We start from the raw sequence: 13,093 nt of genomic DNA on the forward strand, positions 1-13,093 counted from the left end.
CCTTACCCCTGCCTGCCGGTGCTGGTGATGGCGCGGTTCAACGTGCCGCCGACCAGATTCTCGACCTCGATGCGTGCATCCAGCGATTTCTTGTAATCGGCGGATGCCGTCTTGGCGGCATCGGGAAGCCCGTTCCATTCAAGCGCCGCGCCCTGCAGATCGCCGTTGCGCAGCTTGTTTTCCATGCGCGCGATCTTGGCCTCAGAAGTTTCGCCCTCGATATTTCCGACCCGACGCACCTTTACCAGCGAAAAAGCGCTTTCGGTCAGGCGTTCCATGATGCCCTGATTGGGGTCAGGCTGGTTGATCGCGGAAAGCATCGCATTGGCGACGTCAGGGAATTTCTGCATCAGTTCCGAACGTGACGGCACACCGGTTGCGGCGAAGGATTGCAGCGATGCGATGGCCGGATCGTCGGGCGTTACCTTGGACAGTGTGTCGAGTTCCGTCAGGAACGGCCCACCGCGATCGATCGCGGCCTTCAGCGCCGCGGAAGCGATGGCGCGGGCGACTTCGATATCGTCGCGCGGCTCGTTGATCTTGGCTTCCGCATCCGCAAGGCGGCGTGTCAGTTCCGCCGTCGCCGATGCCTGCGCGGATCGCTCCGACTGGAGGGTGGATTCCAGCGCGGCGATTTTTTCCGACAGCCCATCCACCTGCGGTGCCTCGCCCTTTGCGCCTTCGAGGGTTGCGATGCGCTGTTCCAGCGCGGAGGTGTCGCCGACCGGCGCATTGGCAAGCTGCTGCCGCAAGCTGCCGAGATCGGTTTTCAGTGCGGCGATTTCTTCGCTTCCCGCCCTGCCTGCATTGAAGGAGGGCAGGATGCCGGCATATTGCATGCTGCCGGCGGCGGCGAGCGCGACAAGGCCGCCGACGATACCTGCCGCGATCAGGCCGGAGGTCGCGGCCTGTTTGCGCTCCTCCTGCTGCGGTGTGGAGGGCTTTGCCGGCCCCGAGGAGGAGGAGGTCGCCGTCGTTGGTTTTGCAGCGGTGGCGCTGCTGGACGCTGTGGAGCCGAAGGCCGGCTTCGCAGCAGCTGCTGCAGCCGTGCTCTTGTCAGTCGTGCCCGTCGACGGTTTTGTATCGGCTTTAGGCGAAACGGGGGCCGGCGAGACGGGGTCTTTCTGCCTGTCTGCGGGCTGCTTGTCTGCGGCGCTCTCAGCCTTCGGTGCCGTGGCTACGGATTCCGGTTTGCCGACATTGGGTTCGGGCTCGATAGGGGTTTTCTTGGGCTGGTCCCAGATGGGGGCGGGGTTTCCCGTTGCGGCTGCTTCGGGCTTTGTCTCCGAAACACCCGGCTCTGCGGTGGCCTCAGGTGTTTTGTCACCGGGCTTTTCGTCCGTCTTGGCAGCGTCCACGTCGGCGGAAATTGCTTTCACGTCTTTGGCGTCCAGGTCGATGGTGACCGGTTCGGCTTTGGACTTGGAGTGGCGTGGCGGCTTTCCCGATACCATGACAACCTCATTTCTGCCTGCAGTAATCTAAACCTAGTCAGTGACGGCGGCAAAGGAAAGAGGCGAGCTCGAATTAGGTTCCAGAGTTGTGGCGTAGAAGTTCAAACATCGCGGCTTCGCTCGGTTCTTCGGCGGCCTTGGCGTTTGCGCGGAAGATCTCCGGAACGAGAGAAAACACGTTGCGGCTGATGCAGATGAATTGTGTCGTTGCCAGCGCCGCCACGTATTTTTCCGTCGATACATGATGAAAAAACGCCCGCGCCGCTTCCGATGAATAGAGCAGGACCACATCGGCAGCGCTTTCGACAAGCGCCGTCTCTAGCATCGTCTCCGAAATGTCGGAGGGCAGCATCTCGTAACAATCGACCGTTCTGATCGGAATGCCGGCGGCGGTAAGGCCTTCCTCGAAGACGGCGCCACGGGGCCTGCCGGCGAGATAAAGCAGGGGCTCTTCTTCGGAAAATAGAGTCCGGTGCTCAGTCACCAGCGCGGTCAGACTCACGGCGTCGCCGGAGGCGGTGAAAATCCGTGCGAAGCCTGTTTTTCCCGCCGCTTCCGCCGTTGCTCCGCCGACGGCGAAAAGCGGTTTTGACAGATAGGGAGCCAGCCCGTCCCGTGATGTTTCCAGCGCCCGCAGCGCCTCGGCACTGGTCACCGCGATGGCCGCCAGCGGGGCGGATAGCGCCGAGACGGCGCGTTCGCCGTGATGGGCGGGATAAAACAGCGGAAGAAGCACCGGCGCATGGCCAAGCGCTTCAAGCTTTGCGGCCGTCCTTTCGCCCGAACGCTGCGGCCGGGTGACGACGATCCGCATCGGCTCAGCTCCAGCCTTCGAAGAAATTGCTGCCCGCCTTGGCGCGCACGTCTTCGCCGGCCTGCCGGCCGAGCTTTGCCGCATCGCGGCGGTTGCCGGAGGCTTCGATGCCGTGGCTCGTCTGGCCATCGGGGGTGAGGATCAGGCCGGAAAAATGCAATTCCTCGCCGTCGCAGGTGGCGTAGCCGGCAATCGGCGTGCGACAGGAACCATCGAGTGCTGCCAGAAAGGTGCGCTCGCATGTGACGGCATCATAAGTGGGCCTGTCGTTTATGGGTGCGAGCAGTTCGTCCATGCGCGTATCGCCGATGCGGCTTTCCACGCCGATTGCGCCCTGGGCCGGAGCAGGAGGGAATTTCTTCGGGTCGAGAATTTCCGTCGGCACATTGTCCTTACCAAGTCTCTTCAGGCCGGCAAAGGCGAGAAGCGTCGCATCCGCCTGGCCTTCCTCCAGCTTGCGCAGGCGGGTATCGACCTGACCGCGGAAGATGATAACGTTCAGATCCGGCCGCAGGCGGCGGATCAGCGCCTGGCGGCGCAGGGATGCGGAGCCGACCACGGCGCCCTGCGGCAGCTCCAGCAGCTTCGGTGCGGTGCGACCGATGAAGGCGTCGCGTATGTCTTCGCGCGGCAGGAAAGCGGACAGATAGAGCCCTTCGGGCAGAACGGTCGGCATGTCCTTGGAGGAATGCACGGCCATATCGAGTTCGCCGGACAGAAGCTGGCTTTCCAGCTCCTCGGTAAACAGGCCCTTGCCGCCGATCTCCGATAAAGCGCGATCGGTTATCCGGTCGCCCTTGGTGGACAGCACGACGATTTCGAACATTTCTTCCGGCAGGCCATGCGCCGCCATCAGCCGGTTGCGCGTCTCGTAAGCCTGCGCGAGCGCCAGCGGGCTGCCGCGCGTGCCGATTCGGAAAGGTTTTGTTTGCATCCGCGTCTATCCATTGTTACCGGAGTTGTCTTAGACCAACTCAGCGCATGATCGCAATGAACGAACAGATTTGATGACCCCCTTTCTTCGCATCCTCGGCATAGAGACAAGCTGTGACGAAACCGCCGCATCCATTGTGGTTCGGCATGCGGACGGCCATGGCGAGATCGTCTCCGACGTCGTTTTGTCGCAGCTTGAGGAACACAGCGCCTATGGCGGCGTGGTGCCGGAAATTGCTGCGCGCGCCCATGTCGAGGCGCTGGATACGCTGGTGGAAGAAGCGCTGGAGCAGGCTGGCGTGACCCTTGCCGATGTCGACGCCATCGCCGCCACCTCCGGCCCCGGCCTCATTGGCGGCCTGCTGGTGGGTTTGATGACGGGCAAGGCCATCGCCAAGGCGGCCGGCAAGCCGCTTTACGCCATCAACCATCTGGAAGGCCACGCGCTGACGGCGCGCCTCACCGATGGTCTGTCTTTTCCCTATCTGATGCTGCTCGTCTCCGGCGGCCATACCCAACTGGTGCTGGTGCGTGGCGTGGGCGATTATGAGCGTTGGGGCACCACCATCGATGACGCGCTGGGGGAGGCCTTCGACAAGACCGCGAAACTTCTGGGCCTGCCCTATCCAGGTGGGCCTGCGGTCGAGAAGGCGGCGGCGAAGGGTGATCCGAACCGCTTTCCGCTTCCGCGTCCCATGGTCGGCGAAGCACGGCTCGATTTTTCCTTTTCCGGCCTGAAGACGGCGGTGCGGCAGGCGGCGACCGCCATCGCGCCGCTTTCCGAGCAGGATATTGCCGATATCTGTGCCTCGTTCCAGAAAGCGGTGTCGCGCACGCTCAAGGATCGGATCGGCCGCGGCCTTGCCCGTTTCAGCCAGGAATTTCCGCACACAGAAACCGAGCCTGCTCTGGTCGTCGCCGGCGGCGTTGCCGCCAATCAGGAAATCCGCCAGACGCTGCAATCGCTTTGCGATACCCATGGCTTCCGCTTCGTCGCGCCGCCGCACCGGCTCTGCACCGATAATGCCGCGATGATCGCCTGGGCGGGGCTGGAGCGCATGGCGGACGGCCGGGACCCCGATCCGCTCGAAATCCCGCCGCGCTCGCGCTGGCCGCTGGATGGCAGCGCGGAGACATTGATAGGTTTCGGTAAAAGGGGAGCCAAGGCCTGATGCAGCGGGAGAAAATCGTCGTCATCGGCGCCGGCGCCTTCGGAACAGCGCTTGCTGTGGTCATCGCGCTGGAAAACCGGCATGACGTGACCCTGCTCGGCCGCGACCCATCGCTGATGGCCGACCTCAGGAGCGACCGCGTGCACGAGGCGGCCCTGCCGGGCGTCGATCTGCCAGATGCGCTTGAATTTTCCGCCGAGCCAGATGTGCTGGCGGGCGCCGGCATCGTCCTCTTCGCCATGCCCTCGCAGGCTCATGCCGATGCGGCCCGTCAGTACGGTCCTTATCTGGCTAATGACTCAATCATTGTTACCTGCGCCAAGGGTATCGACCGCAGCTCCGGCCGGCTGCTGACGGAACTTCTGGAAGCGGAACTGCCGCATCATCCGATTGCGGTTCTGTCCGGTCCGGGCTTTGCGGCCGACATAGCGCGTGGTTTGCCGACGGCCATGGCGATTGCGGCGGAAGATGCGGTGATAGCCGAGCGGCTTGCGACCACGATTTCCGGCAAGACCTTCCGGCTTTATGCCTCTACCGACCGCATCGGCGTGCAGCTTGGCGGGGCGCTGAAGAACGTCCTCGCCATTGCCGCCGGCATCGTCGAAGGCGCGGGCCTTGGCGATTCCGCCCGGGCGGCGTTGATTTCGCGCGGGCTTGCCGAAATGTCGCGTCTCATCGTTGCGATGGGCGGGAAGGCGGACACGGTGCGCGGCCTCTCGGGCCTTGGCGATCTGGTGCTGACCGCCACCAGTCACCAGTCGCGAAACCTGCGTTTCGGTATCGCGCTTGGCCGGGGTGAGGGCAAGGATATGTCCGGCGGGCTGGTGGAGGGCGCTTTCGCGGCAGCCGTCGCCGCCCGGCTCGGGGAAAGTCACGCTGTCGACATGCCGGTTACCGAAGCGGTGGCCGCTATCATTGACGGCAATCTGGATGTGGCGAGCGCCATGCAACAATTGATGACACGGCCCATCACCACTGAATGAGGGCGGGTCTTCGTTCCAAACCGCTGACGCGTTTGGAAGACATGTTTAACGAGGAGACGAAAATGCTGTTTGCCTTTATCTGCAAGGACAAGCCCGGCCATCTGAATGTACGCATGGAAACACGCCCGGCGCATCTGGAGCACCTGAACAAGCTGAATGCCGAGGGCACGCTGAAGATCGCCGGTCCGTTTCTGGATGCCGAAGGCAAGCCGAATGGCAGCCTCGTGATCGTTGACGCCGCCGATATCGATGCCGCGAAGGCTCTCGCCGATGCCGATCCCTACGCCAAGGCCGGCCTGTTCGAAAGCGTTGACGTGAAGCCCTATAATTGGGTCTTCAACAATCCGGGAGCATGACCGGACATGGCGAATTACTGGCTTTACAAGTCCGAGCCGTTCAAATGGTCCTGGGAAATGCAGAAGGCCAAGGGCGAGGCGGGCGAAGAATGGACCGGCGTGCGCAATTATCAGGCGCGCAACAACATGCGCGCCATGAAGATCGGCGACAAGGGTTTCTTCTACCACTCCAATGAGGGGCTGGATGTCGTCGGCATCGTCGAAGTCTGCGCATTGTCGCATCCGGACTCGACCGCCGAAGGCGATCTGAAATGGGATTGCGTGGATATCCGCGCCGTCTGCGACATGCCGCAGCTCGTTTCGCTGAAGGATGTGAAAGCCAATCCGAAGCTGGCGAAGATGTCGCTTGTCACTTCCATGCGGCTTTCCGTGCAGCCGGTGACGGAAGAGGAATATCTCGAGGTCTGCCGCATGGGGGGTCTGGCCAACCCACCGAAGTCACCGGACTGATGCTTCGGTGAGGACCGATCCCGAACGCTTCATTCTCGGCAATACCGCCATCATGCATCCGCCGCATGTGCCGGAGTTGCGTCTTCATCTCGCCACCGAAGCCCATGAGCTGTGGCTGAAGACGGAGGAGGAGCTGGAAGCGATCGGCCTTCCGCCGCCCTTCTGGGCCTTCGCCTGGGCCGGCGGGCAGGGGCTTGCCCGCTACGTTCTCGATCATCCCGACAGCGTGTCCGGCAGGCGCGTGCTGGATTTCGCCAGCGGCTCCGGTCTGGTCGCCATCGCTGCGGCAAAGGCGGGCGCCGGTGCGGTTCTGGCGGCCGATATCGATCCCTGGACAGAGGCGGCCATTCGGCTGAATGCGGCTCTCAATGGCGTGGACGTTGCTTTCACCGGGCTCGACCTGGTTGGGAAAGCGGTCGAAGCGGATGTTCTGCTGGCCGGCGACGTATTTTACGACCGCGCCTTTGCCGAACTTCTCGTACCGTGGTTTCTGGAACTGACGGAAAAAGGCGTGACCATCCTCGTCGGCGATCCCGGACGCGCTTATTTGCCCAAAGAGCGGCTCCGTACGGAGGCGACCTATCAGGTGCCGGTGACGCGGGCGCTTGAAGACAGCGAAGTGAAGAAGACCACGGTGTGGCGTTTCATCTGATCAGCCCATCACACATTTGCAGTAAACCAGCTTCTTGCTTTTACCGGAAATACTCTATGGCCGGATAATGCAGACGCCATGTTCATAGGCGCAGGCGTCGCCAGCGGTTTCAGCACGGACATTGATGATTTTCGCCTTTGGCGCAAGCTGCGTGCCCGTTGCAACCGCTGCGCCTTTCCGTGAAAGCCCGCCGCCGATTGCGAAATAATTGCCATTGCCTCGAACGCGTAGCGCCGATATCGCACCGACGTAAGTACCGCCGGAGAGGGTGGATGGCAGACCGTCCGTGGAGAAGCTTACCTGCGATTGACGATGCTGATAGTTGTGCTGATAATCACGGCGGCCATAAGAATTCTCTGCCGCCGCCGGAGGCACCGCAGTGAAAATGACGCCTGCGACCATCATGGTCAAAGCAGCGATTCGGCGCTGTAACATGAGCCTCATTCTCCGGATTTTCTTGGTTAACCAAAGGTAAATTACACGATTCATGAATTACGTAAAGGTAAATATTTTAGGGGCGTAAATCTTGGAAACGCTCGATTTTTTATTTTGACGCAAAAAAATTCCAAAAAAAATTCGTGAACCAATCGATTAAATTGGAATCGGCCATGAAATGTGCTTGTCGTGATGCTCCCATGTGATTAAACGTCGCGGTTGGTGCAATGCACATTCTTTCGTCATGTGCTGTTGCTTGGGGGCGTCCTGTCTGATGGGCGCACGGGAAAACGCCGCGAGGTTCTGATGGCGAATGCGACTAATAACCGGCCTCTGTCGCCGCATCTTCAAGTTTACAAGCTGATTCCGACGATGGTTGCATCCATCGTGCACCGCATCACGGGCGGCGCGCTTTATTTCGGAACGCTTCTGGTTGCCTGGTGGCTGATCGCTATCGCCTCGGGTCCTGCCTATTACGACTGGGTCAACTGGGCGATGGGTACGATCATCGGCAGGCTCATCCTGATCGGATACACCTGGGCTTTGGTCCATCACATGCTTGGCGGCCTTCGCCATTTTATGTGGGATCTGGGCTACGGCTTCGAAAAGCACTTTACCACCAGGCTGGCAAAGGCCTCGTGGGTGGTGTCGATCTGTCTGACCGCGCTGATCTGGGTCATTGCCCTGATCGTGCGCTGAGGAGATTTTTCATGGATATGCGTACACCTCTCGGAAAGGTTCGCGGCCTCGGCTCCGCCAAGGAAGGCACCGACCATTTCTGGCGTCAGCGCGTGACTGCGGTCGCCAACGTTCCGTTGCTCATCTTCTTTGTCGTCTTCCTCATCAGGTATGCCGGCGCGCCCTATCCTGAAGTCGTTTCCGCGCTGTCGAACCCGCTCGTTGCGGTCATCATGGCTCTGGTTTTGGTTTCCGGCCTCATCCACATGAAGCTCGGCATGCAGGTCATCATTGAAGACTATATTCACGCCGAGGTTTCGAAGCTCGTTCTTCTGATGCTCAATATGTTTTTCGCGGTTCTCATTGGCGGTCTTTGCATCTTCGCCATTCTGAAAATCGCATTCGCAGGATAATCCCGCCATGGCATCGATCAGTTCACCTTCCCAGAATGGCAAGGCCTACACCTATGTCGATCACTCCTATGATGTGATCGTGGTGGGCGCCGGCGGCGCGGGTCTGCGCGCAACGCTCGGCATGGCGGAACAGGGTTTCCGCACGGCTTGCATCACCAAGGTTTTCCCGACGCGCTCCCACACGGTTGCGGCGCAGGGCGGCATCGCCGCATCGCTCACCAACATGACGCCCGACTGTTGGCAGTGGCACCTTTACGACACCGTAAAGGGCTCCGACTGGCTCGGCGACGTCGATGCGATGCAATATCTCGCCATGGAAGCGCCGAAGGCGGTCTATGAGCTGGAACATTACGGCGTGCCTTTCTCGCGCAACGAAGAAGGCAAGATCTACCAGCGCCCGTTCGGCGGTCACATGCAGAATTACGGCGAAGGCCCGCCGGTGCAGCGCACCTGCGCCGCCGCCGACCGTACCGGTCACGCCATTCTGCACACGCTTTATGGCCAGTCGCTGCGCAACAATGCCGAATTCTTCATCGAATATTTCGCGCTCGACCTCATCATGTCTCCGGATGGCCGTTGCACCGGCGTCGTTGCCTGGAACCTCGATGACGGCACGATCCATCGCTTTGCCGCCAAGATGGTGGTTCTGGCGACCGGCGGTTACGGCCGCGCCTATTTCTCTGCGACCTCGGCCCATACCTGCACCGGCGACGGCGGCGGCATGATCGCCCGCGCTGGCCTGCCGCTTCAGGACATGGAATTCGTGCAGTTCCACCCGACAGGTATTTACGGCGCAGGCTGCCTCATCACCGAAGGTGCACGCGGCGAAGGCGGTTATCTCGTCAACTCCGAAGGCGAGCGCTTCATGGAGCGTTATGCGCCTTCCGCCAAGGACCTTGCCTCGCGTGACGTTGTCTCCCGCTGCATGACGATGGAAATCCGTGAAGGCCGCGGCGTCGGCAAGAACAAGGACCACATCTTCCTGCACCTCGATCACCTCGATCCTGCGATCTTGCATGAGCGTCTTCCGGGCATTTCCGAAAGCGCGAAGATTTTCGCCGGCGTCGATGTGACCCGCGAGCCGATCCCGGTTTTGCCGACGGTTCACTACAATATGGGCGGTATTCCGACCAACTATTGGGGTGAAGTGCTGAATGCCGATGCCAACAACCCGGAGCGTATCGCGCCCGGTCTGATGGCTGTTGGCGAAGCCGGTTGCGCCTCGGTTCATGGTGCGAACCGCCTCGGTTCCAACTCGCTGATCGACCTCGTGGTGTTCGGCCGTGCAGCGGCGATCCGTGCCGCTCAGGTCATCAATCGTGATGAGGCTGTTCCCGCTCTCGATACGGCTGCCTGCGACAAGATCATGGAGCGTTTCGACAGCCTGCGTTACGCCAACGGCTCGACGCCGACGGCGGTGCTGCGCGACAAGATGCAGCGCGCCATGCAGGACGATGCGGCCGTGTTCCGCACGCAGGAATCGCTGGAAAGCGGTTGCCAGCGTCTTTCCGCCATCTGGAAGGAACTGCCTGACGTCAAGGTCACCGACCGTTCGATGGTTTGGAACTCCGATCTGGTCGAGACGCTCGAGCTGCACAACCTCATGGCCAATGCGATCACCACGGTCTATGGCGCGGAAGCGCGCAAGGAAAGCCGCGGATCGCACGCCCGCGAGGATTTCGTCGACGGTCCGTTCGCCGGTCGCGACGACGTGAACTGGCGCAAGCACACGCTTGCCTGGGTCAGCCCGGAAGGCGACGTCAAGCTCGACTACCGCCCTGTTCACACCGACCTCATCGCCGACGGCATCGATCCGAAAAAGATCGAGCCGAAGGCGCGCGTCTACTGATTTGAGGAACTGGATATGGTTGAACTCGCTCTCCCCAAGAATTCCCAGATCAGCGAAGGCAAGGTCTGGCCGAAGCCGGACGGCGCCAAGAATGTGCGCGAATACCGCATCTATCGATGGAACCCGGATGACGGCCAGAACCCGCGCATCGATACCTATTATATCGATGTCGACGATTGCGGGCCGATGGTTCTCGACGCGCTTCTCTACATCAAGAACAATATCGACCCGACGCTGACGCTGCGCCGCTCCTGCCGCGAAGGCATCTGCGGTTCCTGCGCCATGAACATCGACGGCACCAATACGCTTGCCTGCACCAAGGGCATGGAAGAAATCAACGGCACGGTGAAGGTTTATCCGCTGCCGCATATGCCTGTCGTGAAGGACCTCGTTCCCGATCTGTCGAACTTCTACGCCCAGCATCGTTCCATCGAGCCCTGGCTGAAGACGGTTTCGCCGACGCCGGCCAAGGAATGGAAGCAGAGCCATGAAGACCGCCTGAAGCTGGATGGTCTTTATGAGTGCATTCTCTGCGCCTGCTGCTCCACCTCCTGTCCCAGCTACTGGTGGAATGGCGACCGTTATCTCGGTCCGGCCGTTCTGCTGCAGGCCTATCGCTGGCTGATCGACAGCCGCGATGAGGCAACCGGCGAGCGTCTCGATAATCTCGAGGACCCGTTCCGCCTTTACCGCTGCCACACCATCATGAACTGCGCGCAGGCTTGCCCGAAGGGTCTGAACCCGGCCAAGGCCATCGCGGAAATAAAGAAGATGATGGTCGAGCGCCGCGTTTAAAGGCGATTCGCTGACGACAGAAAATCTAGCGGGCCGCGGTCTCGACCGTGGCCCTTTTTACAACCCGGCGTGGGAAAATTCGGTAAAAATCGACCGAAATGGTAATTATCCCGGCCATCGCTTGCGCAAGATAAGGCTTTGGTAATAATTCAGCCTTCTTGTTTGATCATGATCTTTCCGGAAGCGAGAGAATCGGGAGCTTGATATGCAATTCAGATATGTGGTGACGGGCCTTGCGGTTGTGATGACTCTCGCCGGTTGCCAACGTACCTCCTACGATTACAACAACAACGGCAGCAACAATCCTGGTTATACGCCGCCTTTGCAGGCGCAGCCGGTGCCCTCCGTCCAGTCCGGCGCCCTGCCGCCGCCCGGTGGCGCCACGGGCAGCCAGTTCCCGTCGGCACCTGCCTCGGCCGCCCCTGGCGGAACCAACGTCGCTTCTGCCGCTCCGCCGGCGGCCGCACTTGACGTTACCAAGGAATCCATGGTCGGCAACTGGCGCGTTTCCAATGGCGGCGCCAATTGCGACATGTTCCTGACACTCACCAACCTCGGCAGCGGCTCGCGTGGCGGCACGCGCGGTTGTGCGGGCGAGCTGACGGCGATGGGGTCCTGGGAAGTGTCCGGCAAGATGGTTCTCTTCAAGAACCGTTCGGGTGACACGATTGGCCGCGTCTACAAAAGTGCCGATGCGCGCTTTGATGGCACCACCAATAGCGGCCAGCCGCTCAGCCTCAGCCGATGAGTCTTTCCGGTGCAGCCGGAACGCTCTTTTCGCTCTAAGCCTGTCCATTCGTCGCGGGTGCCTTTGTGCGCCCGCGTCCGAGGCGTTTATCCATGAAGCCCTTGCCCGATTACAATCATAGTGTCGTTGAACAGCTCAACGCATTGACGGCAGCTGGCACCTTGCAGGCCGATGCCGCCCAGCTTGGCGTGGCGGCGCATCTGGACCGTATCCTTGCCGATCTGAAGGCGCGCAAGCCCGCCAAGAAGAAGAGTGCGCTCGGCTGGATGTTTGCGCGCAAGTCCGGACCTGCGGCAGCCGTCAAGGGGCTATATGTCTATGGTAGCGTCGGCCGCGGCAAGACGATGCTGATGGACATGTTCTACGAGATGGCGCCCGTTTCCTCCAAACGGCGCTGCCATTTTCACGAATTCATGGCGGATGTGCATAATCGCGTGCATGCACATCGGCAGAAGCTGAAGAATGGCGAAACCAAACAGGCCGATCCGATTCCGCCCGTCGCCGCCCAGCTCCTGGCGGAAGCGGAGCTTTTATGCTTCGACGAATTTACGGTCACTGATATTGCCGATGCGATGATCCTTGCGCGGCTGTTCAGCGAGCTGTTCGCCAATGGCTGCACATTGGTGACGACCTCCAACGTCGTGCCGGACAATCTCTACAAGGACGGTCTCAATCGCGGCCTGTTCCTGCCTTTCGTCGATCTCTTGAAAAAGCATGTGGAGGTGGTGACGCTGGACAGCCCCACCGATTATCGGATGGAGAAGCTGGAAAGCCTTCCCGTCTACGTCACGCCGCTTGACGGTTCGGCGGATCAGGCGATGGACATGGCCTGGCGGCACATGATTGCCGGTCACCTCGTTGCACCGACCGAGATACCGATGAAGGGCCGTTCCATTCTGGTGCCCCGCGCTAGCGGCCGGGTCGCCCGTTTTTCCTTTTCCGATCTTTGCGAAAAGCCGCTTGGGGCTTCCGACTTCCTTGCCATCGCCAATCGTTTCGATACGGTCTTCATCGACCATATTCCGTTCTTGAACGCGGACAAGCGCAACGAGACCAAGCGTTTCATCATCCTCATCGATGCGCTTTACGACCACAGCGTCCGGCTTTTTGCCTCCGCTGCCGCCATGCCGGAAGACCTGCTCGGCAAGCGCAAGGGAACAGAAGGTTTCGAGTTCGATCGCACCGCCTCGCGCCTGTTCGAAATGCGTAGTGCGGATTATCTGGCGCTGCATCACGAAAAACGCCAGAAAGTTTGACACCTTCGTGACGTATTTTCTTACGTTTACGTAAGAAAATAATGATCTAAACGATTGAAAATATTCACCGGAAAAGAATCTGTTGCCAATTTTAGCCAATGGGGC

The 13,093-nt window shown here is 60.5% G+C and carries 15 protein-coding genes; 11 read left to right on the forward strand and 4 right to left on the reverse strand.

Features of this window, described 5'->3' with window-relative positions; translation table 11 throughout:
- Positions 1-2 precede the first annotated feature (2 nt).
- From ACQZ40_RS04205 to hemC, 3 genes are all read right to left on the reverse strand, one after another.
- Complete coding sequence (locus ACQZ40_RS04205; RefSeq protein ID WP_448747450.1) at positions 3-1,454, reverse strand: mitofilin family membrane protein; 1,452 nt, start codon at positions 1,452-1,454, stop codon at positions 3-5.
- Between the two features lie 73 nt (positions 1,455-1,527).
- The gene (locus ACQZ40_RS04210) at positions 1,528-2,268 is read right to left on the reverse strand and encodes a uroporphyrinogen-III synthase (RefSeq protein WP_448747451.1); all 741 of its coding nucleotides are present in this window, start codon (positions 2,266-2,268) and stop codon (positions 1,528-1,530) included.
- Between the two features lie 4 nt (positions 2,269-2,272).
- The gene (gene hemC, locus ACQZ40_RS04215; protein WP_448747452.1) at positions 2,273-3,202 is read right to left on the reverse strand and encodes a hydroxymethylbilane synthase; all 930 of its coding nucleotides are present in this window, start codon (positions 3,200-3,202) and stop codon (positions 2,273-2,275) included.
- A 73-nt stretch (positions 3,203-3,275) separates the two neighbouring features.
- Between hemC and tsaD the strand changes: the two genes are divergently transcribed.
- The 5 genes from tsaD to ACQZ40_RS04240 all read left to right on the forward strand — a co-directional run bounded on the left by tsaD (position 3,276) and on the right by ACQZ40_RS04240 (position 6,814).
- On the forward strand, positions 3,276-4,373 hold the full coding sequence (tsaD, locus tag ACQZ40_RS04220) for a tRNA (adenosine(37)-N6)-threonylcarbamoyltransferase complex transferase subunit TsaD (protein ID WP_425646735.1): 1,098 nt from the start codon (positions 3,276-3,278) through the stop codon (positions 4,371-4,373).
- Positions 4,373-5,356 (forward strand): NAD(P)H-dependent glycerol-3-phosphate dehydrogenase, encoded by a 984-nt coding sequence (locus ACQZ40_RS04225; protein WP_078052371.1) that lies wholly within the window; start codon positions 4,373-4,375, stop codon positions 5,354-5,356. The genes tsaD and ACQZ40_RS04225 overlap by 1 nt, the downstream gene beginning before the upstream one ends.
- A 62-nt stretch (positions 5,357-5,418) precedes the next feature.
- The gene (locus tag ACQZ40_RS04230; protein ID WP_003523501.1) at positions 5,419-5,712 is read left to right on the forward strand and encodes a YciI-like protein; all 294 of its coding nucleotides are present in this window, start codon (positions 5,419-5,421) and stop codon (positions 5,710-5,712) included.
- Between the two features lie 6 nt (positions 5,713-5,718).
- On the forward strand, positions 5,719-6,162 hold the full coding sequence (locus ACQZ40_RS04235; protein WP_448747453.1) for an EVE domain-containing protein: 444 nt from the start codon (positions 5,719-5,721) through the stop codon (positions 6,160-6,162).
- Positions 6,163-6,169: 7 nt separating this feature from the next.
- On the forward strand, positions 6,170-6,814 hold the full coding sequence (locus ACQZ40_RS04240; RefSeq protein ID WP_271045534.1) for a class I SAM-dependent methyltransferase: 645 nt from the start codon (positions 6,170-6,172) through the stop codon (positions 6,812-6,814).
- A gap of 54 nt (positions 6,815-6,868) precedes the next feature.
- On the opposite strand, the gene ACQZ40_RS04245 is transcribed toward ACQZ40_RS04240, so the two are convergent.
- Positions 6,869-7,249, reverse strand: coding sequence for a hypothetical protein (locus tag ACQZ40_RS04245; RefSeq protein ID WP_271045533.1), 381 nt, complete (start codon positions 7,247-7,249; stop codon positions 6,869-6,871).
- Between the two features lie 306 nt (positions 7,250-7,555).
- On the opposite strand from ACQZ40_RS04245, the gene sdhC reads away from it, so the two are divergent.
- The 6 genes from sdhC (at position 7,556) to zapE (ending at position 12,988) form a co-directional block, all read left to right on the forward strand.
- Positions 7,556-7,948 carry a succinate dehydrogenase, cytochrome b556 subunit gene (gene sdhC / locus ACQZ40_RS04250; RefSeq protein WP_448747454.1) on the forward strand — a complete coding sequence of 131 codons (393 nt, stop codon included), beginning with the start codon at positions 7,556-7,558 and terminating at the stop codon, positions 7,946-7,948.
- Between the two features lie 11 nt (positions 7,949-7,959).
- Entirely contained in the window at positions 7,960-8,340 is a 381-nt protein-coding gene (gene sdhD, locus ACQZ40_RS04255) for a succinate dehydrogenase, hydrophobic membrane anchor protein (RefSeq protein ID WP_448747455.1), read from the forward strand.
- A 7-nt stretch (positions 8,341-8,347) separates the two neighbouring features.
- Positions 8,348-10,189 (forward strand): succinate dehydrogenase flavoprotein subunit, encoded by a 1,842-nt coding sequence (gene sdhA, locus ACQZ40_RS04260; protein WP_304981850.1) that lies wholly within the window; start codon positions 8,348-8,350, stop codon positions 10,187-10,189.
- A 15-nt stretch (positions 10,190-10,204) separates the two neighbouring features.
- Positions 10,205-10,984, forward strand: a complete 780-nt coding sequence (locus ACQZ40_RS04265) for a succinate dehydrogenase iron-sulfur subunit (RefSeq protein ID WP_003523509.1) — start codon at positions 10,205-10,207, stop codon at positions 10,982-10,984.
- A 205-nt stretch (positions 10,985-11,189) separates the two neighbouring features.
- Positions 11,190-11,732 carry a protease inhibitor Inh/omp19 family protein gene (locus ACQZ40_RS04270; RefSeq protein ID WP_065656953.1) on the forward strand — a complete coding sequence of 181 codons (543 nt, stop codon included), beginning with the start codon at positions 11,190-11,192 and terminating at the stop codon, positions 11,730-11,732.
- A gap of 92 nt (positions 11,733-11,824) precedes the next feature.
- Positions 11,825-12,988 (forward strand): cell division protein ZapE, encoded by a 1,164-nt coding sequence (gene zapE, locus ACQZ40_RS04275; protein ID WP_035263522.1) that lies wholly within the window; start codon positions 11,825-11,827, stop codon positions 12,986-12,988.
- The last annotated feature ends 105 nt before the right edge of the window (positions 12,989-13,093 follow it).

It is taken from the genome of Agrobacterium sp. 16-172Ci (genome assembly GCF_053522725.1).

Bases quoted from the DNA above. Each gene is read 5' to 3' on its own strand.
- ACQZ40_RS04205 (WP_448747450.1), bottom strand. From the start codon at position 1,454: ATGGTATCGGGAAAGCCGCCACGCCACTCCAAGTCCAAAGCCGAACCG.
- ACQZ40_RS04210 (WP_448747451.1), bottom strand. From the start codon at position 2,268: ATGCGGATCGTCGTCACCCGGCCGCAGCGTTCGGGCGAAAGGACGGCC.
- hemC (WP_448747452.1), bottom strand. From the start codon at position 3,202: ATGCAAACAAAACCTTTCCGAATCGGCACGCGCGGCAGCCCGCTGGCG.
- tsaD (WP_425646735.1), top strand. From the start codon at position 3,276: ATGACCCCCTTTCTTCGCATCCTCGGCATAGAGACAAGCTGTGACGAA.
- ACQZ40_RS04225 (WP_078052371.1), top strand. From the start codon at position 4,373: ATGCAGCGGGAGAAAATCGTCGTCATCGGCGCCGGCGCCTTCGGAACA.
- ACQZ40_RS04230 (WP_003523501.1), top strand. From the start codon at position 5,419: ATGCTGTTTGCCTTTATCTGCAAGGACAAGCCCGGCCATCTGAATGTA.
- ACQZ40_RS04235 (WP_448747453.1), top strand. From the start codon at position 5,719: ATGGCGAATTACTGGCTTTACAAGTCCGAGCCGTTCAAATGGTCCTGG.
- ACQZ40_RS04245 (WP_271045533.1), bottom strand. From the start codon at position 7,249: ATGTTACAGCGCCGAATCGCTGCTTTGACCATGATGGTCGCAGGCGTC.
- sdhC (WP_448747454.1), top strand. From the start codon at position 7,556: ATGGCGAATGCGACTAATAACCGGCCTCTGTCGCCGCATCTTCAAGTT.
- sdhD (WP_448747455.1), top strand. From the start codon at position 7,960: ATGGATATGCGTACACCTCTCGGAAAGGTTCGCGGCCTCGGCTCCGCC.
- sdhA (WP_304981850.1), top strand. From the start codon at position 8,348: ATGGCATCGATCAGTTCACCTTCCCAGAATGGCAAGGCCTACACCTAT.
- ACQZ40_RS04265 (WP_003523509.1), top strand. From the start codon at position 10,205: ATGGTTGAACTCGCTCTCCCCAAGAATTCCCAGATCAGCGAAGGCAAG.
- ACQZ40_RS04270 (WP_065656953.1), top strand. From the start codon at position 11,190: ATGCAATTCAGATATGTGGTGACGGGCCTTGCGGTTGTGATGACTCTC.
- zapE (WP_035263522.1), top strand. From the start codon at position 11,825: ATGAAGCCCTTGCCCGATTACAATCATAGTGTCGTTGAACAGCTCAAC.